The organism is Acidimicrobiia bacterium, assembly GCA_040902765.1.
Lineage (GTDB): Bacteria > Actinomycetota > Acidimicrobiia > Spongiisociales > UBA11373 > DATKBG01.
In genome coordinates this window covers 47,610-71,173 of record JBBDWO010000029.1, presented here as the reverse complement: position 1 = coordinate 71,173, position 23,564 = coordinate 47,610, and the positions used below count along the sequence as shown (strand labels likewise).

The following is a 23,564-nucleotide window of genomic DNA, read 5'->3' as shown; positions in this document are numbered from 1 at the left end:
CCGTCATCGGCCTTCGGCCGCTGCCACCTCCCCCGTCGGGGGAGGAGAGTCAGAAAGGGCCGCACCCTATTCGCGCGCCCTCCAAGTACTTGGTACCTGGCGAAGTTGGCCCCGTAGACCTTCAAGAGTGGACCTCCAGGACCGCTCTCAAGGAAAGTACCGAAACCACGACACAACGTTGCCGAGCGGGTCGATGAGCATGGCCGAGTCGCCGCCGTTGTTCCAGACGGGACCGTCCGCACACCAGTGGAGGGTTTCGGGGGTGTCGACTCCACATCCCGAGAGGATGCGGACTTCAGCGCCAGCGGCGATGACGAAGGCGTCAGGGAATCGGTAGCGGTGTACCGACGACTCATCGCGGACCCCCCAGTCGGTGAGTTCGGTGGCGTCGCCACGGTTGATGATCCTCACCCACTCGCCGTTCGGGTTGTCCCCGTCGGGGCCGGGTGCGTCGTACTCGACGTCGAGCACGGCGACACCATGCGCCGGGAGCGGTGGCCCGCAGGCGTCGCGTGCCCACATGCCACGCTCGGCGGTGAACGCCCGCCACTCGAGGTCGATGTAGTCGTCGCGACGCGGGTGCGCTGACGACATGGCGATGGCGTGGCCGTCGTGGATCAACAACCCCGCAACGTCGGTGCCGTCGGCGGACAGATAGCCGAGCCGTCGGCCGAACCGGTCGCGTTTGTCACCCTCGATGACGAGGGCAGCACCGTCGATGGCGTCGGCGAGCGCGGCGCGGGCTTCGTCGGCCCAGCACTCGTCACGCTCGGGGGCGTTGATCCCGAGGAGGCGCAGTTCATCGTCCTCGCCGGAGATCCTCACCGTGAGCGAGTCGCCGTCTAGTACCGCCTCGGGTACGGCCGCGTCGCGGCTCGCATCTGCGGGGGCGCACGAGGCGGTGATCACCGCAAGGGCTACGAGGACGGTTGTCCGCCGGATCATCGGGCGACGGTACCCTCACCTTCCGAGGAGGTGGGCATGTCGATCGTCGACATCGGTGATACCCGGCTGTTCGTGCGGGACGAAGGCGATGGCCCCGCGGTGCTGTTCATCCACGGGTTCCCGCTGGACCACACCGTCTGGCTCGATCAGGTCGCGGGAATGCGGAACCGTCATCGTTGCATCGCCCCCGATCTCCGCGGCTACGGCATGTCCGACCGCACCACCGAGACGACGATTCCGATGCGGCGGTTCGCCGGGGACCTCGTAGCGCTCGTCGATCACCTCGAGGTCGAACGGGTGAATGTGGTGGGGCTCTCGATGGGCGGCTACGTGGCCCTCGCCCTGTGGGAGCTCGCCCCCCAGGTGTTTCGGTCGATGGTGCTCATGGACACTCGCGCCGGCGCGGACGGCGAAGCGGCGCGAGCCAAACGGGACGCTGGCATCGCCGGGCTCCTCACCGACGGCCGGGCCATCCTGGCTTCGAATCTCGTGGGGGCGCTGCTCACCGAACCACCATCTCCTGATGCCGCCGCCCGCCTGCGGACCATGGTCGAGGCCACGCCGTACGAGACGATCGTGGCCTCCCTGCGCGGCATGCGGGACCGAAGCGACCGAACCGGGATGCTGAGCACGATCTCGGTGCCCACGCTGGTGATGAGCGGGGCCGACGACCGCCTCATGTCGGCCGAGGACCAGGCCCTCATGACCGACACCATCCCCAACGCCACCGCGGTGGTGATCGATGGTGCGAGCCACCTGCCCAGCATCGAAAAGCCGCAAGAGACGACCGAGGCGTTACGAGGCTTCTTGGACAGTGTTTGAGGTTGACGCGTAGGACGCCAACGCTCAACGCTCAACGCCGGACGCTTCTTGCGTTAAGCGTTGAGCGTTAAGCGTTACCTCACTTCCGCCCCGTCGAAGCTCCAAACGAGCCTCGAGGCGCGCGCCTTCTCCACGTCGACCCGGCTCAGGATGACTCCGCCGATCACGAAGAAGGCGATGAGCGACAGCACGGCGCCGCGGGACGAGCCGGTGATCGTGTTCACCGCGAAGAAGATGAACGGTCCGATGATGGCCGAGAACTTCTCGAACACCGAGAAGAACCCGAAGAACTCGGCCGACGCCTCCTCGGGGATCATCGATCCATAGAGGCTCCGACTCAGGGCCTGGGTGCCACCGAGGACCAAACCGATCAGGGCGGCCAGGGCGTAGAACGGCACCGCCTGCCCAGCAGGCACGAAGTAGGCCCAGGTGAGGATCGTCGACCACAGCCCGATCGAGATCAGGATGGCGGTCTTGGTGCCGATCCGACCGGCGATCCGCCCGAACGTGAACGCCCCGCCGACGGCGACGATCTGGACGAGCAGGATGCCCAGGGCGAGTGTCGTCGTGGACAGGTCGAGCGTCTCCTTGGCATAGAACGGGGCGATGGCGATCACCGTCTGGACCCCGTCGTTGTAGAGGATGAAGGCGAGGACGTACTTGAGCAGGTCCTTGAACTTCCGCAGGCGCTTGGTGGTCTCGATGGTCCGCCGGAACCCCACCGCGGTGTAGGCGGCGGGCTTCCAGGTGCGGGCGTAACTGGCGGGCAACGGTTGCTTGACACCGGTCTCCTCCAGTCGGCTGAAGGCGAACACCGAAAAACCCATCCACCACAGCCCGGCGAACGCCATGCCGATGCGGGCCGCCTCGACCTCGGTGAGACCGAAGGTCTCGTGCATGAGCAACAGGATGAGGACGAGGAGGAAGTTGAGTCCGCCGCCGGCGTAGCCGAGGGCGAAGCCCCTCGACGACACCCGGTCGATGGTGTCGGGGGTGGAGATGTCGGGCAGGTACCCGTCGTAGAAGACGATGCTGGCCACGAAGCCGCTCTGGGCGAGCAGGAAGAGGACGATCGCCAGGGCGACGTCGCCCTGATCGATGAAGTACATCAGGATGGCGAACGTGGCGCCGGTGTAGGCGAAGACCTGGAGGAAGCGCTTCTTGGTCGCCGAGAAGTCGGCGATGGCGCCGAGGATGGGGCTGACCAGGAACACGACGAGCGCGCCGAAGCCGATGAGCAGCGCACCCAGCTGCTCGCCGTCGACGAGCAGTCCGAAGAGCCGGTAGCCCTCCTCGGGCACGATCTCATCGACCAACAGCGCCGGAAAGAGCACGGCGAGGGTGGTGGTGCTGTACGCCGAGTTGGCCCAGTCGTACATCGCCCAGCCGAAGATCGTTCGCCGATCGTTCTTCACCATGCCGGCGACGACGCTAGCGGGTGACGCTCCTGCTTGACGTAGAAACGTCAACTTCGCGTAACGCGTTACCGACAAAGTGCTATGATGTCCACCATGAGTACGAGTAGCGTCGCTGCTGATGTCCGAGAGAAGGTTCTCCGATCTCGCAACCGGTTCTGGCGGCCAGACGATTTCGCTGGATCGCCGGAGGCGGTAGCAAAGGCCCTCTCTCGTCTGACGCGCTCGGGCGAGCTGCGTCGTGTCCGTCGAGGTCTCTATTGGCGGGGCGCAGAGACGCGACTGGGGATGGCCCCACCCCCGACTGAGCGTCTCGTTAAGGAAGTTGTCGAGGAGCCCGGAGTGGGACCGGCCTCGCTGAGTGCAGCACTCATGCTTGGACTCACTACACAGGTCCCTCGCATCGAGACGATGGCAATACCAGGACGAGTCCCAAGAAAGGCCCGAGGCGTCGAGTTCGTCAGCCGTAATGCCAGCGCGAGACGCCGCGACGAGCGTCTTCGCCCGGCTGAAGTAGCGTTGCTTGAAACCCTGCGCGATTGGGAGGGTCTCGTCGAAGTCCCTCTCGCCGAGGCTTTGGACCGAGTCGAAGCCCTCGCCCGCGACGGGACGGTTCGAGTCGATCGAATCGTTCGCGCTTCAACGACCGAGCCGCCCCGTGTCCGCGAGCGGCTGCGCAAGCTCCTCACCGCTCTAAACCGGTCTGACGAAGCCGAGAGTGTCCCGAGAGCCCGCAGTCCACTGGCACGCGATGACCTCGCCTTCGGGCTCTGACAATGACCGATTCGCCGCACTTTCGCGACCTGCCCGAGTTCGGGCCGACCATCGATGCTGCAGCCGAACGAATAGGAATCAGCGCCACCGCGGTCGAGAAGGACTACTGGGTGAGCGAGGTCCTAAGCGTGCTGGAATCCGAGTTCGCCGGTGACTTCATCCTGAAGGGAGGGACCAGTCTGTCCAAGGGCTACGGACTGATCCAGCGATTCTCTGAGGACATCGACATCCTCGTGCTTCCTGGCGACCGAGGCCGAGGCGCAACCGACAAGCTGATGAAGGCTATGTCCGCCGACGCGGCGGAAGGCATCGGCGGCACCGCAACTTCTGTCGGAAGTGCCGAGACGGGCCGGCATCGTTCCTACGAAATCGACTACCCGGCTCTCCGTGAGGCCACTGACCTGATCCAGACCAGTGTTCTCCTTGAGATGGGGACCCGCGGTGGCTCCGAACCTTCTGGGCGGGTGATGTGCAGCAGCCTCCTTGGAAGTGAGCTCGCCCAAGCAGGCACAGACCTCGCTGAGTTCCCAGATTTGGAGCCCTTCGAGCTTGTGGTCCTTCATCCCGGTCGAACGCTGCTCGAGAAGCTGGCAGGGATACACGCTGAAGCGATGCACATCGGATCCAACCCAGGACTCGCGGCCAATCGACGCGTAGGTCGACACTTCTATGACATCCACGAGCTACTCGCCGACGCACGAGTACTTGATTTCCTTGCCGACCGAAATCAGGTCGAACAAATCATGGATGAGGTCGCGGAGATCACCGCCGCACACTTTGCGAAGACAGGACAGCCCTTTGAGGTACGCCCGGAAGATGGGTTCGCGCAGAGTCTTGCGTTCGCGCTGGACTCGGATGTCTCGCAGCGACTGCGAGCCGCCTACGAGGAAACAATGCCCCAGCTCTACTTCGGGACCGATTCACTACCTTCCTGGGAGGCCATCGTGGGGCGAGTCGTGCAGCAGGGCGAACTCCTCTGAGGGCAGACCGTTGGTCACGCTAGGAATCGCGAAGGTCTCGGCCGAATCGTCATGACTCACGTTCACCTGTAATCGGGGAACAGTCCCGCGACTTACCTCATGGGCCGCTTTCAAGATTGTCCCACTCGTGCGCCTTGGCGGCGTGGGCGATGAACAGGTCGGCGACCGCCTCTGAGTGGTCGGCCTCCAGGACTACGTCGCAGGCGAAACAGCCGCTTTGCATTCGGTGCCTCCGTGAGTCAGTTGGGTAACGCTACCGGGTCGAGGTACTTGGTATTTGGTACTTGGTATTTGGTCTTTGGTACTTGGTACGAGTCAGCTGCAGCCTGCAGGCGTTAGCTTGCGTCCATGCCAGACACCTCGCTGCCTCCTGAGTTCATCGCCGAGCTGCGGGAGCTGGAGCGGCACTACCTGGCGGCGGAGGACCCCATCGTCGGATCCGGTTTCCATGGGGGTCCGGAGCGGTGGGAGGCTGAACGGCGGCCCATCCTGGACGCGGTGGATCGTGACGCGGACTTGCTCGACGTCGGCTGCGCCAACGGGTACCTGCTCGAGTGCCTGGTGGCATGGGCCGCCGAGGATGGGTACGCCATCGTTCCCCACGGGGTGGACATCGGCGAGGAGCTCGTCGCACGCGCTCGGAAGCGTCTCCCGGCATTCGCCGACAATCTGCACGTCGGTAACGCCTGGGATTGGGAGCCACCCCGACGATACGACGTGGTGTACACCATCTGGGACTGCGTGCCCGCCGACTACCTCGAGGCCTTCGTACGGAGACTCCTCGACCAATTCGTCGCTCCCGGTGGACGCTTCGTCCTCGGCGCCTACGGCAGCCGCAGCCGCAACGAGCGCCCGTTTGACGTCGCCAGCTTTCTCAAGGACATCGGCCTAGAGGTCGTCGACCACCGCCTGGTAGGAGCCCCGACCGCAGCCTTCTCCTGGGTCGATGCATGACCGGGCATCTCGAACTCGTGTACCAGGTACCAAGTACCAAGTACCCGAAGCGGTCGGAGGCCGCTGAGCCTTTGCGTCACCCCTGCTCACTACCCTCCGACCCATGCGACTCCACGTGGAAGGCTGGGCTCCCGAGTACGGCGCCGCGGTCGAGCACGACGATCAGCTGACCCCCGCCGAGGGGTCGGTGGACGTGACCGTGGAGGATCGACCGTGGGAGCCCATCCCCGGTGCGGATGACGGGGTGGAGCGTGTCGCCTTCGTCGACGGCGTGCGCCGCATCGACGCTCGACTGCTCCTGGACGCTGACACCGGCCCGGTTGCCGGCCTGTGTGCCTCCTACGGTGTCGGGGCGGTCATCTGGGACCGCCGGGTGCCGCGCAGCGACGTGGTCGACGCCACCGTCGGGCGGGTGGCGGTCCTCGGATCCGGGCAGGCTCCGGGTTTGCCTCCGTTGGAGGGTGGCCTGGTGTACACACCGATCTCGGTCCCCGACGACGATCCTGCGTCACTGATCAGCGCCGTGCACGATGCGATGCGCCGCGCCGAGGCGCGGCTCGCCGAACAGCTCGCCGGCGACGGGCTGTTCGTCGTCGCCGACGGCCCCCTCTACGAGTACGCCCCAGGGGACAAGATCGGCTACGTGAAGAGCCATCGCCGTACCTACCTCACCGGTGACGAGGCCGGCATCGTCGGTCTGTTGCCGGCGGGGCACCGCAGCCCCCTGTTCACGATCGGGGAGGGCGGCTACCGCCGCTACTCCTGGTACCTGCGGCTCGCCGAACGCGGGGCCGGCCACTCGTGGGCGGGCATCGTCCGCTGCGAAGCCTCTGCCGGGTTGGACCGGGAACGGGTGTCGATGATCGCCGATCGCTGCGCCGCCGTCCTTCCTACGGTCGGTTCCGAACCTCACATCGATCCGCGGGCACCACAGAACCTCGTGCCGATCGGCGCTTTGGAAAGGCATCTTCGCCATCTGCTCGGTGACGCCGGCTTGGTGCTGCGGTCGCTGCGATCGGCCCTGGCGGCGGCCGCATGAACGTCGGACGGGTTCTCGGCAACCAACACGCCAACACCCGTGAGTTCCGGGTGGCGATCGCCGACGGCGAGTACCTGCAGCTCGATGACCTCGTGGTGACTCGCACCGACGTGCCCGGAGCCGGGACCGTCGACACCTACGGGGTGGTCACCGAGGTCGAGGCGATCTTCGAGGGCGCCACCTACGAGTCCGACACCTTTCGCATCGCCGAGGAGGGGAGCATGCCGGCGGCGAAGGTGCGTTCGGCACAGATCGCCGTCATCCGGGTCGATCCCGAGCTGTGGGTGTCGCCGGATCCGGGAGGTGCCGTGGCGAGGGCCACCGGCGAGGCCCGGGAGAAGGCGCTCTACGCCGACGAGATGGGCCGGCCGCTACCCGTGGGCCTCGGCCGCGACGGCCTGCCGGTGTACGTCGACGTCGACTTCTTCGACGGACGCAAGGGCGGCCACATGTCGATATCGGGTATCTCGGGGGTCGCCACCAAGACCTCGTTCGCCCTGTTCTTCCTGAGGATGCTCACGGGGCGCCGCGACATCGTCGGCGACGCCGGCAAGAACCTGCGGGTACTCGTCTTCAACGTCAAGGGCGAGGACCTGCTGTGGCTGGACAAGGGCAACAAGGACTTCTCGGCGGATGCCGCCCGGGCGTGGGGCGTGCTGGGGGTCACCCCAGAGCCCTTCCCTTCGGTGTCGCTGTGGGCGCCACCGAAGCCGCGGTCGGGCGACGTCATGGTGGCCGACATCGCCGGCCGCCAGGACGTATCGGTGTTCGCCTGGACCCCCCGCGAGTTCGTCAACGAGGGCCTGCTGCGGTTCGTGTTCACCGACGCTTCCGACACCCGCAACCAGATCTCCTTCGTCGCCGAGCGCGTCGAGGCGCAGCTGCGGCGGTTCGCCGTCGACGTCGCCGGACAGCCCGGCGCCATCGTCCTGCGTGACCCGTCTGAGGGGCATGGTCATGGGGCAATGGTCAACCCGCACAAGGGCGAGCGGGTCATCACCGACCTCGACAGCCTGTTCCTGGCGCTGGAGGAATTCCTCGACCCCCCCGACGGCGAACCAGATCCCCGTTGGACCGGTCGGGTCCAGGGCGGCACGGTGTCCGCCTTCATGCGCCGCATGCAGGCTGCGGTGATCCGTCTCGGCCACCTCATCCAGGCGGGTGACAGCCGCCGAATCGACCGGTCACAGTCCCAGGTGACGGTCGTCGGCATCCAGTCGCTCCACGATCTCGGCCAGCGGTTCGTCGTCGGAGCGCTGCTCGCCGAGACCTTCGGGGAGAAGGAACGCAGCGGCCAGCGGTTCCCATTGTCGGTGGTCGTCCTCGACGAGCTCAACAAGTACGCGCCCCGTGAAGGATCGAGCCCGATCAAGGACATGCTCATCGACATCGCCCAGCGCGGTCGCTCACTGGGGGTACTGCTCGTCGGCGCCCAGCAGACGGCGTCACGGGTGGCGCCGGAGGTGCTGGAGAACGCCGCCGTGCGGGTCACCGGCCGTCTCGATGCCGCCGAGGCCGAGAGGTCGGAGTACGGATGGATGCTGCCCTCCACCCGGGCCCGGGCCCGGCTGCTCAAGCCCGGCACCATGGTCGTGTCCCAACCGGCGATCCCGGTCCCCCTGGTAGTGGACTTCCCCTTCCCACCGTGGGCGACCCGCAAGGAGGAGGTCGACGACTCCGGCGACGATCCGTTCGTAGGGCTCGCATGAGCTCGCCCAGATTGCAGAGAGCAGATGGCAGAAAGCAGATGCCGTGAGCGATTGTTTTTCTGCCGTCTGCGGTCTGCCGTCCGCAACTCGTCACTGATGATCGAGTCACCCCAATGAGACTCCTCCACACCTCCGACTGGCATGTCGGGAAGCGGCTCGATCGGCACGACCGCATGGAGGAGCACCGCGAGGTCATCGACGAGGTGATCGCCATCGCCGAGCGTGAGTCGGTCGATGCGGTCGTCCACTCGGGCGACCTCTTCGATCGGGCGGTGCCGCCGGTCGATGCCCTCAGGCTGGGGCTAGATGGGCTGGTTCGTCTCGCCGCCGGCGGGACCCGTCCGGTGGTGGTCGTCGCCGGCAACCACGACTCGCCGCAGTTGTTCGACACGCTCGACCCGTTCCTGAGGCCGTTCGGTGTCCGTCTGATCGGGTCGATCCGCGGCCCACGGGACGGTGGGATCGTCGCTCTCCCCATCGGCGACGCCCGGCTGCTGGTGGCGTGCTTCCCGTTCCTGCGTGCCGCGCAGGTGGTGGACTTCATGGCCAAGGTGGACGAGTGGTATGGCACCTATGCCGATCGGGTGCGCAAGATCACCGAGGCCTATGCGAAGGCCCTCGCCGAGGAAACCTCTGACGCCGACGCGACCGTGTTGGCCGGCCACTACATGGTCGGCGGCGTCAAAGTGCGCACCGGGGTACCCAGGGGCGAGCGGGACCTCCACATCGGCGAGGCCTATGCGGCCACCGAGGCCGCCGTGCCCAGCGCCGTCGACTACGTCGCCCTGGGCCACATCCACGCTCCGCAGCCGGTCCCGGGGTCGATCGTCCCGGCCGAGTACGCCGGGTCGCTCCTCCAGTTGGACTTCGGCGAGGCCGGCGAGGAGAAGCGGGTCGTCGTGGTGGACCTCGAACCGGGGGTGCCGGCCTCGGTCAGGTCGGTGCCGATCACCGGCGGCCGTCGCCTGGTGACGGCATCGGGCACCTGGGAGGAGTTGATTGCCCGCGACGACCTCGATGGCGTCCTCCTCGACCTCATCGTCCGCACCGACGGTCCCGAGCCTGGTCTGCTCGATCAGGTTCGGGAGCGCTTCCCCGACGTCGTCAAGGTGCGGCCCGAGTACGACCGGCCGACGGTGGAAGGCACAGTCGCGGCCGGGGTGAGCCTCGACGAGCTGTACGCCGCCTATCACCTGGAGACCCACGCCGCCGAGCCGTCCGACCCGCTCATGGCCCTGTTCAGAGAGATCGCCGAAGAGGTGGCGGATGCGGCCGACTGAGCTCACCCTGAGCGGCTTCCGGTCCTATGCCGAGCCGGTCATGTTCGACTTCACCGACCGGACGCTCCTCGGGATCGTCGGACCGATCGGCAGCGGGAAGTCGTCGATCCTCGACGCCATCGCCTTCGCCCTCTACGGGAAGACGCCACGAATCGGCTCCGGGACCAAGAGCCTCATCAACCAGCGCCGTGATGCCCTTCAGGTGTCGCTGACCTTCGAAGTAGACGGCACGACGTGGCGGACGGTGCGGGCGCTTCGTCGTTCCGGGGCCTCCGCACACACCCTGTATCGCCTCGAGGACGGCGAGGCGCGTGAGGTCGCCGACAAGGAGCGCGAGGTGACCGCCGAGGTGGAACGGATCCTTGGCCTCGACTTCGACGCCTTCCGGCGTTCGGTGCTCCTCGCCCAGAACCAGTTCGCCCAGTTTCTCGAGGCGACACCGACCGAGCGCAACGCGGTGCTCAAAGGGGTGTTCGGTTTCGATCGGCTCGACGCCATGCGAGACGCCACCAAACGCCGCCTCGACGCGGTTTCGGTGGACCTCAAGGTCCTGCAGGAGCGGAGAGCATCTGCGGAGACCGACCGCACCGCCCTGCCGGAGAAGCAGCGGGCGCTCGACGAGGCGACCTCCCGGGCTGAGACCGTGCGAGAAATGCGGACTCGCGTCGGTGAGGTCGACGAGCGCCTGAGAGACACCGAGGCAGCCGCAGCGGCGGCCGCCAAGGACGTCACCTTCCTCGACGAGCTGTCGGCGTCGATCCCGTCGCGTGAGGATGCCGACCGCGTGCTCTCGGCACTCGCCGAGTCCGAGACCGCGGTGGCCGCGGCCGAGGAGGCGCTGGCTGCCGCCACCCAAACCGCCACCGAGGCCCGCACCGCCCACGGCGCCGCGCTCGGGGCCGCTGGCGGAAGAGAGGCGCTGGACGCGGCCAGCGACCTGGTGAGCAGAGTCGAGGCATCGCGGGCAGCGGTGGAGCGTGATCAGTCCCGGGTCCCTCCTTTGGAGGCGGCGGTGGCCGCGGCAGCAGAAGCCGTCGCCGAGGCGGAGGCTGCGCTGACCGCGGCCGCGGCCGAGGTGGAGGTCGCGGCCAGCGCCTCGGCGGCCGCTGCCCTGGAGGAGGAGAGAGCCCGTCAGGCACTCCATGACGCGCATGGCCGGAGCCGCGCCTACGCGCTGCGATCGGACCTCTCGGTCGGCGAGCCCTGCCCGGTGTGCGAGCAGGTGGTGCGGTCCGTGCCGTCGTTGGAAACACCGCCGGAGTTGAGTGAAGCCGAGGCGGCGCTGGGCCGGATCGTGACCGAGGGCGCCGACGCCAGGGGGCGCGAGAGTGCGGCGAAGGCTGCCGTCGCCAGGGCGGAAGCGGCGCTCGAGGCAGCGACGGGTCGTCATCGCGACGCCGAGTCAACCCTCACCGCGGCGACGGACGGTGTGGCGCGGCTCGAGGCCGAGGTGGCTCTCCTGGTAGAGGAAACGGCGAAGCTTCTCGGGGATGGCGACCCGCAGGTCCGCCTCTCGGAACTGAGGGAGGCCGTGGTCGCCGCGGAAGTCGCGGCGGGCACGGCGGGTGAGTCCGAACAGGCGGCGCGTGCCGCGGTCGACACGGCGAAAGTGGATCGGGATGCGACCCGCACCGGCGTCCAGGCCCTCAGATCCGGGCTCGACAGGCTGGTGGCGCGACTCGACCTGGACATCGACGTCGGCGCCGACGCATCGTCCTTCGCCGCCGCCCTCGACGGGATCCGGCGGACATGGTTGAAGCGGCGGGGAGCGGCGGGGGAGTCCCACGATCAGCTGGGTCAGGTGCTGGAAGCGGCTCGTCTCGAACGCACCGGGCTCCTCGAATCGGCCGGACTCGCCGCTGGCGACGATCTCGTCGAGGTGATGACCGAGGCCGACCGTTCAGTGACCGCGCTGGCAACCGAGGTGGAGCTGATCGAGCGCCGCCTGGCCGAGCTGGATCGCCTCGACGAAGGGGAGGTCGGCCTGGTGGAGCAGGCGTCGCTCCTGGAACGCCTGATGACCGACCTCCGGCCCGCCGCCTTCCTCGACTACGTGCTCGGCGAGCGACGGCAGGTTCTCGCCGGTCTGGCCGGTGACCACCTCGAGACGCTCAGCGGCCGTCGGTATCGGTTCTCCGACGACGGGGAGTTCGACATCCTGGACCTGTCCGCCGCAGAGGGCCGCCGCCGCCCCGACAGCCTGAGTGGAGGCGAATCGTTCCTGGCTTCCCTGGCCCTGGCGCTGGCACTCGCCGAGATGGTGGGGAGACAGGGGGGTCGCCTCGACGCCTTCTTCCTCGACGAAGGTTTCGGGAGTCTCGACGCCGAGCACATCGACCTGGCGATGGACGGTATCGAGCGTCTCGTCACCGGTGGCACTGGCCGTCTCGTGGTGCTGGTGAGCCATGTCGAGGGGATGCGGGATCGGCTCGAGGACCTCATCGTCCTCAGCCGCCACCCGATCACGGATCACACGGTGGTCGAGTCGGGAGCGACGCGGTGACCGGCCCGTTGGACGGCGTCTCGGTGGTCGAGTTCGCCTCGATCGGACCGGGGCCGTTCGCCTCGATGATGCTCGCTGACATGGGTGCGCGAGTGGTCCGCATCGAACGACCCGAGGCCTGCGGGGGGCCGGCGCCGCGGGACCCGCTGCTCAGGGGGCGGTCGGCGTCGATCGGTCTCGACCTCAAGCACCCCGACGCGGTCGAGGTGGCGCTGCGGCTGGTGGAGCGCTCCGACGTGCTCGTAGAGGGTTTGCGACCCGGCGTGATGGAGCGCCTCGGCCTCGGTCCCGACGCCTGCCTGGGCCGTAATCCCCGCCTCGTCTACGGGCGGATGACGGGTTGGGGACAGGACGGTCCCCGATCGGGCGAGGCAGGTCATGACATCGGGTATGCCGCCCTCGGTGGGGCACTGGGAACGATCGGGCCTGCCGATCGTCCGCCACCACCCCCGCTCAACCTCCTGGCCGACTTTGGTGGTGGCGCCATGATGTTGGTCTCGGGCATCCTCGCCGCCCTGGTCGCCAGAGGATCGTCGGGCAAGGGCGATGTGGTCGACGCGGCCATGGTGGAGGGTGCCGCGCTGCTCACCGCCATGATCCACGGCATGCGCGCCGAGGGTCTGTGGTCGGACGAGCGTGACGACAACCTCTTGGACGGCGGTGCCCCATTCTACCGGTGCTACGCCACTGCCGATGGTCGACATGTGGCGGTGGGGGCGCTCGAACCGCAGTTCTACCGGCAGCTCCTTTCTGGGCTGGGCCTGGACGAGGACGACCTGCCCGATCAGTACGACCGTTCGGGGTGGCCGACCCTGCGAGAGTGTTTCGAGGTCGTTTTCTCCACGCGTACCAGAGACGAGTGGACGGCGACCTTCGCCGGGACGGATGCGTGCGTCGTTCCCGTGCTGGCTCTCGGCGAGGTCGCCACCGACCCCCACCTGGCGGCTCGGGGGACGTTCGTGGATCTGGGCGGCATCGTGCAGCCGGGACCAGCTCCGCGGTTCGGGGGTTCAGTGCCGACGATTCCGGTGCCGGGTCGACCACCCGGGGCGGACGGCGCCGTCGTGCTCGCCGATCTCGGCTACTCCGAGGGCGACATCGCGCATCTCAGGTCGGTCGGCGCCGTCGCCTGACCGGTCGCGTCTCGGTCCCGACGTCCGGGTGGTGGGGCAGGGCGGGTATCGTCGCCGTCCAATGGCTCGCCTGGGCATCATCGGTTTCCCCAACTCCGGTCGCACGACCGTCTTCAATGCCCTCACCGGCCTCGAAGCCGTCACCGCCCCTCACCCGTATGCGACGACCGAGCCGAACCTGGGTGTCGCCCGGGTTCCCGACGACCGGCTCGAGGCCGCTGCCCGGGTGGAGGGTTCGAAGAAGATCACTCACGCGGTGCTCGAACTCGTCGATTTGCCGGCGCTCCACTCCGCCGACGGCTCACCCAACGGGCAGGCCATCGGACGGCTGCGTGAGATGGAGGCACTGCTGATCGTGCTACGCGCCTTCGAGGATCCGGGTGTCGCCGATGCGGGATGGGGCACCGATCCGGTTGCTCAGGCTGAGAGCCTGCTCCTGGAACTCGCCCTCGCCGATGCCGAGGTGTTCGACCGGCGCGCCGAGCGGGCGTCCAAGGAGGCATCGGCCGAGGCGGTGAAGCGCTCGGCTGCCGATGCCATTGCCCGTGCTGCCGCAGTACTGGCCGAAGGGGCCGCGCTCCGGTCGAAGGAGTGGTCGTCGTCGGACCTGGATGCCTTTCGGGACATGGCTCCCCTCTCGCTGCTACCGGCGGTGTGGGTGGTGAACGTCGGAGAGGACGAGGGGGACGCCGAATCACTGCGCGCTGCCGTCGCCGCCGTCGTACCGGAGGGAGACGAGGTCATCACCCTCTCCGCACGAATCGAAGAGGAGGGATCCCGGCTGGACCCGGGCGAGCGCGCCGAGCTCTTCGAGGCACTCGGCCTCGGCGACGGCGCCCTCTCCGCGGTCACCAGGGCCACCTACGCCGCTCTCGGCCTCGTCTCGTTCTTCACCGTCGGCCCGAAGGAATCCCGTGCCTGGACGGTCAGGAAGGGCTCGTCAGCGGCGGAGGCCGCGGGAAAAATCCATAGCGACTTACAGCGCGGTTTCATTCGCGCCGAGATTTCGCCGATAGAGACGGTGCTGGAGGTGGGAGGATGGGACGCAGCGAAGGCAGCAGGAAAGGTCCGGATCGAGGGTCGTGACCACCAGATCCACGAAGGCGACGTGATCGTCGTGAGGTTCTCGGTGTGAGCGGCCACGAGGAGATATCACATGCACCCCTTCCCATCACGAGGCGAGCCGTGGTAGAGCGCCGCCGCTACGTCGCCGAGATCACCGATCAGGTGCGTCGCGGCGAGTATCGAGTCCCCGCAGACAAGGTCGCCGAGGCGGTCCTGAAGTCCCTGCACCGTCGGCCTCGCCCGGACACTCCCGTCGCCGGCCGGTGAGAGCCGTCGTTCAGCGGGTGGCCCGAGCCTCGGTGGTGGTCGAGGGTCGCGCCGTCGGGGAGATCGGGCCCGGTCTGCTCGTCCTGCTCGGCGTCGCCGACGGCGACGAGGACCGGGACGCGGAGACGATGGCCGACAAGATCGTCGGCCTGCGCATCTTTCGTGACGACGGCGGCTCGATGAATCTGGCCGTGGGCGACGTCGGTGGCGCAGTGCTCGTCGTGAGCCAGTTCACGCTCGTCGCCGACCTCCGAAAGGGCCGGCGCCCGTCGTTCGTCGGAGCCGGTGGGCCATCCGAGGCCGAGCGCCTCGTCGCCGCGGTCGCCAGCCGGATCGAGGCGGCCGGGATCCCGGTCGCCACCGGCGAGTTCGGGGCTTCCATGGAGGTGACGCTGATCAACGACGGCCCGGTCACGCTCGTGCTCGACGTCGAGGACGGCCGCGTGCGCTGATCGGCTCAGTCGGCGGCGTTGTCGGCGAGCCAGGCGGTTCCCGCCGGGCAGAACCGGCTGAAGTCGCACCAGCGGCACCCGGGTGACGGCGTCGGAGCGGTCTCTCCGGCACCCGCACGAGCGACGACGTCGGCGACGGCGGCGGCCGCTTCGTCGAGCCATGCGTCGTCGACATCCTCCGACACCTCGGTCGGCTCGTCCTCGCCGAGGTACAGGAATGTGCCCCGGAGCGGGCCGGGGCGCCGTCCCTCCACCAGCCCGGCCCGTGCCACCGCCAGGGCGTACGCCTGGAGTTGGACGCGGCGCGTCGGGTCGTCGGATGGGCGCCCGCTCTTGAAGTCGACGATCTCCCACACGCCATCCGGGGTCTCGAAGACAGCATCGATGCGGCCTTCGATCCTCGTGTCACCGATCTTCAGACTGAAGGGGGCTTCGACGAGGAGCGGTTCGAGGGAGGCGAACCGGGACGCCTGGAACGTCGAGTATGCGGATGCCGCACCGCGGGCCGAGGCCACCTCGGCGTCGTCCGCGGAGAAGACCACACCGTCGAGGTCGTCGAACGTCTGGATGCCGCGCAGCCGGCGCTCGATGCGCTTGTGGACGTCGACGCCGTGTCGGGCAGCGGGCGAGGGTCGTCGCGGGAGCCGATCGACGTATGCCCAGTGATGGCGCTGCGGGCAGGCGGCGAACGTGACCACGCCACTCACCGACATCCGGGGCCGATCGGACGCAGGGTCCGGTTCCGGTGAAGCCGGAAGGCCGTCGAGCCGTGCCTGGAGCGCATCGACCCGTTGTTCGAACTCGGCAACGAGCCCGGCGTCTCCCGCGGCGCGATCCACGGTCGCCGGGTCGACGACCGCCTCGGCGAGGGCTCGCTGCCACCCGTCGGCGAACAGGGGGTCGGGCACGGACCGCCATCCGGTCTCGGGTATCAGGCTCGTCGGCGCTTCGCCGGGATCCTCGCTCCGGTCGGGCTCGGCGACGGCGATGGTGTCGATGAGCGAGAAGAGCGGGCTGGGCTGCTTCGGCCGTCCCGTCGTGTACCAGAAGGCGCCGCTGGCGACGAGTTCCTCACGCGCGCGGGTGACGGCCACGTAGGCGGTGCGCCACTCCTGATCCCGGTGGCGTTCTCGGAGCAGTTCCTTGCGCTCTTCCGGGTCGTCGCCCAGGTCTGGCAGGTGGCGTTGATCGAGGCGGAACCGGTAGGGGAGGACCTCGGGACGGCTGAGCGGGTCTTCGTAGGTGACCACGTTGCCGGGGAAGGTGCCGTCACAGAGGGCAGGGAGGAACACCACGGGCCACTCGAGGCCCTTGGCGCGGTGCACGGTGATGAGCAGCACGGCGTCCTCGCCGCTCACGTTCGCAGTGTCGAGCCCGTCCTCGGCGCCGTCCTCGGCGAGCAGGTCCAGGTGCTGCAGGAAGGCGGTGAGCGATGGCGCACCCTCCAGCGGGCTCCACGACTCGACCAGGTCGAGGAGGCGGTACAGGTTGAGCCGGACGGTCAGACGGGCCGTGTCGCCGAGCGCGTCGACCTCGGCCCAGGCGCCGGTGCGATCGAGGATGAGTCGGCACAACTCGGCGAGGTTCGTCGACTGGGCGGCACCCACGAGATCCCGGTGGAGTCCCATGAAGCGAGCCAGTCGTCGGCGAGCCTCGTCGCTGAGTCCCTCGATGGTGCCGACGTGCTCGAGGGCATCCACCAGCGCCCAGCCGAGCGGCTCGTCCTCGTCGGCACGACGCCGCAAGCGTTCCGCCCAGCGTGCGAGCGGGGCGAGGTCACCGAGTCCGAGGCGGAACGAGGCCCCGGTGAGGATCCTCGCCAGAGCGATCCCATCCTGGGGTCGACCCAGGAGGCGCAGCCAGGCATGGAGGTCGGCGACCTCGGGCACTTCGAGGAGCCCTCCGAGCGAGGCGACCTCCACCGGTACCCCGCGGGCGACCAGGGCGTCGCGCACCGCCGCCATCTGGCGGTGCTTGCGAAAGAGGATGGCCAGGTCGCTCCACTGGCGTCCCGTGGCGTGAAGTCGAACGGCTTCGTCGGCGATCCATGCCGCCTCGTCCAGGGCGGTGCGAAGCCAGTGGGTTCGTACCGTGGCCGGCGGTGCATCGGTCCGAGCCCGTAGCTCGTCGATGTCGCCGGCGCGGGAGATCTCGGCCCGAACCGCGTTGGCGACGGTGAGGATCTCCGGGCCGGAACGCCAGTTGACCGACAGGGGGAGCGACGGTGATGGGGCCCCCGACGCCAGCGGGAAGTGGTGGGGGAAGTCCTCGAAGTTGGCCGGTGAGGCACCGCGCCACTCGTAGATGGTCTGATCCGGATCGCCGACCGCGGTGACCGGGAAGCCGCCGCCGAAGACCCGTCGGAGCAGTTCGCGTTGACCCGGGTTCGTGTCTTGATACTCGTCGAGCAGCACGACGCGGTAGCGGTTCTGGATGCGCTCGGCGATGGCGGCGTCATCTACGAGTCGGCATGCCAGCGCCACCATGTCGGCGTAGTCGACGGCGCCCAGCTCCTGCTTTCGTCGCGCGTACGCCTTGAGTACGGCGACCATGTCGCTGCGCCGGAGGAGGACGTCGTCCTCGGGGTCTGCGTCGTCGTCGGCGATGGTGGAGAGGTCGACCAGATGGTCACCGACGCTGGATGCCAGCCGTTGCAGGTCTTCGACGATCGTTGCGGAGCGGGTGAGGTCGAGCGCCCGGTGGGGGGTGTCACCGAGGGCGTCGAGCAGCATCTGGCGGGCGTAACCCGGCGGCACGATTCGGGGCTGGCGCGGGATGCCGATGAGCGGTCCGAACTCGCGCAGCAGGCCGTGGGCGAAGCCGTGGTACGTCTGCACCTGGACCTCGTGGCCGGCGGCGGTGTGATCCGGGAGGTTCGTGCGCAGACGATCGGCGAGCTCTTCGGCGGCCTTGTTGGTAAAGGTGATACCGAGCGCCTCTTCGGGGGCGATGTCGTGATCCGTCACCAGGCGGACCAGGCGCATGGTCATGGTCTGCGTCTTGCCGGTCCCGGCGCCCGCGGTGACCCGCAGCGGCTCGAGCGGGTGAGCGACGATGCGCTCCTGTTCGGGGGTGAGTCTCATCCGGCGTATGCCTCCGCGCCCTCAGGCCAGGCCGGACACAGCGTCCGATGGGCGCACTGTTCGCAATGGGCTCCCGGCTCCGGGTCCCACCGCTCGTCGCCGATACCCTGCTGGGCGATTCGCATCGCCTCCTCGACATCGGGGAGGCGGGACAGGTCGAACTGGCGGCGCTTGATCGAAACCTGCTTGGCGGCCGGGAACCACATCTCAGCGCCGGCGACCTCCGGCGCGTCTACGGCACTCACGTAGAAGCCCAACTGGACCGACACCGCGGCATCGGCCTTGTTCGGTGCCGATGTGCCCGTCTTGTAGTCGATGACCCACACTCCGTCGGTTCGCTGTTCGATGCGGTCGATGCGGCCCACCCATCGGACCCCGTCGACCTCGCGCTCGACGGAGACCTCGAGGCCGAGGGCCGGCCCCTTCCCCGGCCACAGGTCGTACAGGCGGGTGATGATCCACGCTGCCCGGGCATGCCACGCCTCGGCCCATGGGCTTCCCCCGTAGTCCGCCGGCTCGAAGACGTCATCGAGGGCGGCCCGCGCCTCTTCCGCCGTTCCGTGCTCGTCCCCTCTGGCCAGAGCGGCCGACTCGGCGCGTTCGAGGGCGTCGTGGATGGCACTCCCGAGTGAGGCGTAGGTGGACCCGGCGTTGCCGAGGCCCAGCCCGCGTTCGAGCACGTAGCGCCTGGGACAGGTCAGGTACGACTCTGCCCGACTCGGCGACATTCGCAGGGGTATCTCGGTGACGCCCTGGTCGGGACCACGATCCAGCACCCCGGCGAAGTGCCCCGGATCGCGGGGTCGCCAGGCACTCGGGCGGGTGAGGGCGGCGAGGGCGGCGAGCCGGTCCACCGCTGGCTTCTGCGGGTCACGCGCGATGCGGCGCAGCCATGCTTCGGCCTCCAGAGCCGTGATCGGCTCCTGGTGCTCCCCCGGGGCCCCGGCTGCCTCCTCCATGGGCTTGCCGGCGATGAGCGGGAGGATCCGGCTGGGGGCGCCTCCGGTCATGTCGACGCCCATCGACGTGCAGGTGACGACGGCGCGGCGTCGGGCACGACAGAGAGCGGTGTAGACGAGGCGCATCTCCTCCTGGATGCGGAACCGGGTGTAGGCACCATCGTCGCCGCCGTGGGTGGGGGAGAGGTGGCGGGTCCCGAGGATCGAGTCCCTGGTCCTCAGGTCGGGGAGGACGCCTTCTCGGGCGTCGGCGATGAAGACGACGTCGTACTCCTGGCCCTTGGCCTGGTGGAGCGTGGTGAGGGTGACCTGGTCGGTGTCCGACGCCCGAAACTCGAGGAGCGGCTCCGCCTCGAAGTCCTCGGCGTCCGCCGCGGCGAAGTAGTCGCGCAGCGTCGACGTCGGGTCGCGGTCGCGGAGGCGTTCCAGTGCCTGCCCGAACGATGCCAGGGCGGCTCGGTCGTCGACTGCTGCCGGGTCACGCGCTACACGGTCGAACACGCCGAGCGTCGTCCACACGGTCCAGAAGCCGTCGGATGCGGGTGCCGTAGCAGCCCAGGTCGGATCGGTGACGAGCTCGCCAATCTCACTCCCGCCGTCGTCGGAGGCGATCACGTCGGTCCACGCCGCGCCCCGCAAGGCGGTGCGCTCCATCTCGCGGACCCGCCCCAACGGCAATCCCACCAGGGGTCCGAGCAGCACCCGTCGCAGGGCATCGGTCCGACGGGCTCCGTCGGCCGTGGCCGCTTCCACCAGATCTCCGATGCATCGCACCAGGCGGTGACCGACGAGGCGGTCGTTGGGCTGTTCGTGGGGTATGTGACGGCGATGGAGCGCTCTCGCCAGTTCTCCGAGCAGGCTGCGCTTCGACCTGACGAGTACCGCCATGTTGCGATAGGGGATGCGTCCCACCAGATGCGCCCGCTGGATCTCGGCGGCGATCCACTCGGCCTCGTGCGACTGCTGATCGAAGCGGTAGGTCTCGACGGATCCCTCCCCGGGAGCCGGGATCACCGGACCGGCCGCACCGGGGAGTCCGGTGCCCGCGGTGACCCGCACCGCCGCCGAGAGGATCGCCTCGGGAACGCGAAACGAGGTGTTGAGCACCAGCCGTCGAGCCGGGTGTTCGGCGCTGCCGAACCGAGTGGGGAAGGCACCGATGTTGCCCACCTCTGCGCCCCGGAAGGAGTAGACGGACTGGTAGGGATCCCCGGCGACGGTGAGGTTGCCACCCGGGCCGGCGAGGTGGTCGAGCAGCGTCGCCTGTGAGACGGTGGTGTCCTGGTACTCGTCGACCAGGATGTGCGTCGGGATCCTGCGTCGCTCCTGCCGCACCTCCGGTCGGGCGAGGAGCCGGATGGCCTCCGCCTGCAACGAGCCGTAGTCGATACGGCCGCGGTCGACGAGGGTGTCGCGGTAGCGGTGCATGAACCCGGGGACGGCCCGCCAGTCGGCCCGGGCGAACCCCTCGATCTCGTCGGGCCCGATGAGGCGTTCGGCGGCTCGCATGCAGAAGTCGGCGAGATCGGCGGCGAAGGATCGAGTGCCGAGGAGCCCACGGAAGGGCTGCGGCCAGGCCTTCGGATCCTCACCCGCCAGTACCTCGGCGACGAGGGTGACCTGCTCCGGACCGGTGAGCGGCGTTGGCGGGGTCGGCCAGTCTCCCTCGGCCCCGTGGGCTTCGATGATCTGGAGGGCGAGGGAGTGGAAGGTCAGGGCTGGGATCCGACTGAACGAGCGGTCGAGCGTGGTTGCGAGCCGGGTTCGCAGGTCGGCAGCACCGCGACGCGAGAACGACAACAGCAGGAGATGGTCGGGTCGAGCTCCGGAGACGTCGATGAGATGCCGAGCGCGTCGCACCAGGAACTCGGTCTTGCCCGAGCCGGGGCCGCCGACGACCAGCTGGGGTCCGTCGGTGTCGGCGATGGCTGCATCCCAGGCATCCGGGTCGATCCGCGTCTCTGAACCCTGCACCGGGCCAAGGTACTCGGTGGGTGTGACACGACCAGGCGGGTCGCGCACGCACCCGGGTAGATTGGCTCGCGTACAGCAGCCACTGAGGAGCGTGGGAGACATGGACGGCGTCGGACTCCGAGAGTGGGACTCGCCCCTGTATCACGACGCGGTCGAACAGTTCGATCGCGTAGCCGAGATGATGGCCATCGACGCCAACGTGGCCACCCGGCTCAGGGTGCCGCAGCGGTCCCTCGTCGTGACCTTTCCGTACCGTAAGGACGAGTACTCGGAGGTCGAGAGCCTGTTCGGGTATCGGGTGCAGCACGTCCTGTCGATGGGCCCGACCAAGGGCGGGATCCGGTTCGCTCCCGACGTGAACCTCGGCGAAGTCGCCGCCCTCGCCATGCTGATGACGTGGAAATGCGCCATCGTCGGCCTGCCCTTCGGGGGGGCGAAAGGTGGCGTGCGGGTGGACCCGACCATCCTGTCGCGGTCCGAGAAGCAGCGGGTGACCCGTCGGTACACCGCAGAGATCATCAACTTCATCGGCCCCAACAAGGACATCCCCGCGCCCGACATGGGCACGGACGAGCAGACGATGGCCTGGATCATGGACACCTACAGCCAGCAGGTCGGCCACTCGGAGCCGGCGGTGGTCACGGGCAAGCCCCCTGCCCTCGGTGGATCCGTGGCCCGTCGCGAAGCCACGGGTAGGGGGATGGTGAGCCTGATCCCGGCGGCCGCCGACAGGGCCGGGCTCGCAGTGGAGGGCGCCACTGTCGCCATCCAGGGGTTCGGGAACGTCGGCCTCTACGCCGCCGTGGCAGCGCACGAGCTCGGCACCAAGGTGGTGGCCATCTCCGACGTCACCGGCGGGGTATACAACCCGAAGGGGATCCCGATCGCCGACGCCGTCACCTGGGTTCAGAACGAGAAGAACCTCGCCGGGTTCACCGGGGGCGGCGAGCGGATCACCAACGCGGAACTCCTGGAGCTCGACGTCCAGGTGCTCATGCCGTGCGCCACCGGCGGGGTGATCACCAAGGGCAATGCCGCCGACATCAAGGCGAAGCTCATCCTCGAGGGAGCCAACGGGCCGACAACGATCGAAGGGGATCGGATCCTCCTCGAGAACGGCGTGTTCGTGGTCCCCGACATTCTCGCCAACGCGGGTGGCGTCACCGTGTCGTACTTCGAGTGGGTGCAGGACCTGCAGAACTACTTCTGGACCGAGAACGAGATCGTCGGCCGGCTCCGCGAGATCATGGGCCGGTCGTTCGCCGACGTGGTCGCCGTCGCCGAAAAGTATCAGACCGACATGCGTACCGCGGCGCTGATCAAGGGGATCAGGCGGGTGGTCGACGCCAAGCTCGCTCGCGGCGTCTTCCCCTGATCCGGAGTATCACTCTCCGACAGCCACCGCCAGCCGCTCCGTGCCGTCGACGCTCTTGTTGAACGCCGGGCATAGGTCTTGGAACGAGCACCAGTCACAGAGCCGGCTCGGCCGCGGTGGGAAGTGCCCGGTGGTGATCGCCTTGTCGATCGCCGACCACAGGGCGCGCAACTGACGGTCCATGGCATCGAGTTGGGCGTCGTTGATGTCGATCCGATACACGGTCGGACCGTTGAGGTAGATGAGCTGAATGGCGTCGGGTGTCGTTCCGGTCCGCTGGCGGATGAGCAGGGCATAGATCTTCAGGGCGAAGAAGGCCGGTAGGGCGTACCGCTCCGGGGGAGCCTTGCCGGTCTTGTAGTCGGTGATCACGAGCCGACCGGCGGCGTCTTTCTCCATGCGGTCGAGGATCCCCCGGATCGTGATGCCGCCGAGGTCTTCGAGCATGTCGAGTTCCCGTTCGATCGGGTCGAAAGCGGTCGGATCCTCCACGGCGAAGTAGTTGGCGAGCAACTCGAGACTCTCGATCCCCCAGGCACGCTCGTCCTCGACAGACTCGAAGAGCCCCTCGTACTCCCCGGCCCGAACCTCGGCCCACGCGGCACGGAACAGATCGAACAGGGTGTCGGGTGTCCGCTGCTCAGCCGGGAGGTCGAAGAGCCGCTGGAGCGCGAGGTGGGCCGTGGTCCCCCGCGCCTGGTACACCGTCGTCGGCTCGGGGAGCCGATCGATGGCACGGAACTTGAACAGCTGCGGGCAGTGCTTGAAGTCACCAGCCCGACTCGGTGACAGGGTCTCCAGCGTCATGGTCAGGAAGCCTAGGTGGAGGGAGTGA

At 68.3% G+C, this 23,564-nt stretch carries 18 protein-coding genes; 12 read left to right on the top strand and 6 right to left on the bottom strand.

Translation table 11 applies throughout. From position 1 onward, the window contains the following. Window positions 1-147: 147 nt before the first annotated feature. Window positions 148-945, bottom strand: coding sequence for a lamin tail domain-containing protein (locus tag WEA29_09175; protein MEX2323924.1), 798 nt, complete (start codon window positions 943-945; stop codon window positions 148-150). A 36-nt stretch (window positions 946-981) separates the two neighbouring features. On the opposite strand from WEA29_09175, the gene WEA29_09170 reads away from it, so the two are divergent. After that, on the top strand, window positions 982-1,767 hold the full coding sequence (locus WEA29_09170) for an alpha/beta hydrolase (protein MEX2323923.1): 786 nt from the start codon (window positions 982-984) through the stop codon (window positions 1,765-1,767). Window positions 1,768-1,841: 74 nt separating this feature from the next. Here WEA29_09170 and WEA29_09165 read toward each other — a convergent pair whose 3' ends face one another. After that, the gene (locus WEA29_09165; protein ID MEX2323922.1) at window positions 1,842-3,185 is read right to left on the bottom strand and encodes an MFS transporter; all 1,344 of its coding nucleotides are present in this window, start codon (window positions 3,183-3,185) and stop codon (window positions 1,842-1,844) included. 773 nt (window positions 3,186-3,958) lie between these two features. On the opposite strand from WEA29_09165, the gene WEA29_09160 reads away from it, so the two are divergent. Continuing rightward, the gene (locus WEA29_09160) at window positions 3,959-4,936 is read left to right on the top strand and encodes a nucleotidyl transferase AbiEii/AbiGii toxin family protein (protein ID MEX2323921.1); all 978 of its coding nucleotides are present in this window, start codon (window positions 3,959-3,961) and stop codon (window positions 4,934-4,936) included. A gap of 97 nt (window positions 4,937-5,033) precedes the next feature. Here WEA29_09160 and WEA29_09155 read toward each other — a convergent pair whose 3' ends face one another. Beyond that, window positions 5,034-5,159, bottom strand: a complete 126-nt coding sequence (locus tag WEA29_09155; GenBank protein MEX2323920.1) for a hypothetical protein — start codon at window positions 5,157-5,159, stop codon at window positions 5,034-5,036. A 125-nt stretch (window positions 5,160-5,284) separates the two neighbouring features. Between WEA29_09155 and WEA29_09150 the strand changes: the two genes are divergently transcribed. The 9 genes from WEA29_09150 (at window position 5,285) to dtd (ending at window position 15,338) form a co-directional block, all read left to right on the top strand. Continuing rightward, window positions 5,285-5,890, top strand: coding sequence for a class I SAM-dependent methyltransferase (locus tag WEA29_09150; GenBank protein ID MEX2323919.1), 606 nt, complete (start codon window positions 5,285-5,287; stop codon window positions 5,888-5,890). Between the two features lie 103 nt (window positions 5,891-5,993). Then, window positions 5,994-6,929, top strand: coding sequence for a hypothetical protein (locus tag WEA29_09145; GenBank protein MEX2323918.1), 936 nt, complete (start codon window positions 5,994-5,996; stop codon window positions 6,927-6,929). Next, window positions 6,926-8,638, top strand: coding sequence for an ATP-binding protein (locus WEA29_09140; protein ID MEX2323917.1), 1,713 nt, complete (start codon window positions 6,926-6,928; stop codon window positions 8,636-8,638). Before WEA29_09145 ends, WEA29_09140 begins: the two co-directional genes overlap by 4 nt. A gap of 113 nt (window positions 8,639-8,751) precedes the next feature. After that, the gene (locus WEA29_09135) at window positions 8,752-9,918 is read left to right on the top strand and encodes an exonuclease SbcCD subunit D (GenBank protein ID MEX2323916.1); all 1,167 of its coding nucleotides are present in this window, start codon (window positions 8,752-8,754) and stop codon (window positions 9,916-9,918) included. Next, window positions 9,905-12,421: an SMC family ATPase gene (locus WEA29_09130; protein ID MEX2323915.1), complete on the top strand. Its 2,517-nt coding sequence runs from the start codon at window positions 9,905-9,907 to the stop codon at window positions 12,419-12,421. Before WEA29_09135 ends, WEA29_09130 begins: the two co-directional genes overlap by 14 nt. Next, window positions 12,418-13,554 (top strand): CaiB/BaiF CoA-transferase family protein, encoded by a 1,137-nt coding sequence (locus tag WEA29_09125; protein MEX2323914.1) that lies wholly within the window; start codon window positions 12,418-12,420, stop codon window positions 13,552-13,554. Before WEA29_09130 ends, WEA29_09125 begins: the two co-directional genes overlap by 4 nt. Before the next feature lie 61 nt (window positions 13,555-13,615). Next, window positions 13,616-14,689 carry a DUF933 domain-containing protein gene (locus WEA29_09120; GenBank protein MEX2323913.1) on the top strand — a complete coding sequence of 358 codons (1,074 nt, stop codon included), beginning with the start codon at window positions 13,616-13,618 and terminating at the stop codon, window positions 14,687-14,689. Further along, a complete protein-coding gene (locus tag WEA29_09115) occupies window positions 14,686-14,886 on the top strand; it encodes a flagellar biosynthesis anti-sigma factor FlgM (GenBank protein ID MEX2323912.1) in 201 nt (66 codons plus the stop codon). The genes WEA29_09120 and WEA29_09115 overlap by 4 nt, the downstream gene beginning before the upstream one ends. Continuing rightward, window positions 14,883-15,338 carry a D-aminoacyl-tRNA deacylase gene (dtd, locus tag WEA29_09110; GenBank protein MEX2323911.1) on the top strand — a complete coding sequence of 152 codons (456 nt, stop codon included), beginning with the start codon at window positions 14,883-14,885 and terminating at the stop codon, window positions 15,336-15,338. The genes WEA29_09115 and dtd overlap by 4 nt, the downstream gene beginning before the upstream one ends. 5 nt (window positions 15,339-15,343) lie before the next feature. Here dtd and WEA29_09105 read toward each other — a convergent pair whose 3' ends face one another. After that, window positions 15,344-18,421: an ATP-dependent DNA helicase gene (locus WEA29_09105; protein MEX2323910.1), complete on the bottom strand. Its 3,078-nt coding sequence runs from the start codon at window positions 18,419-18,421 to the stop codon at window positions 15,344-15,346. Next, window positions 18,418-21,354, bottom strand: coding sequence for an ATP-dependent DNA helicase (locus WEA29_09100; GenBank protein MEX2323909.1), 2,937 nt, complete (start codon window positions 21,352-21,354; stop codon window positions 18,418-18,420). Before WEA29_09100 ends, WEA29_09105 begins: the two co-directional genes overlap by 4 nt. Window positions 21,355-21,454: 100 nt before the next feature. On the opposite strand from WEA29_09100, the gene WEA29_09095 reads away from it, so the two are divergent. Next, window positions 21,455-22,729 carry a Glu/Leu/Phe/Val dehydrogenase gene (locus tag WEA29_09095; GenBank protein MEX2323908.1) on the top strand — a complete coding sequence of 425 codons (1,275 nt, stop codon included), beginning with the start codon at window positions 21,455-21,457 and terminating at the stop codon, window positions 22,727-22,729. Window positions 22,730-22,738: 9 nt separating this feature from the next. Here WEA29_09095 and WEA29_09090 read toward each other — a convergent pair whose 3' ends face one another. Continuing rightward, window positions 22,739-23,536, bottom strand: a complete 798-nt coding sequence (locus WEA29_09090) for a PD-(D/E)XK nuclease family protein (protein ID MEX2323907.1) — start codon at window positions 23,534-23,536, stop codon at window positions 22,739-22,741. Between the last annotated feature and the right edge of the window lie 28 nt (window positions 23,537-23,564).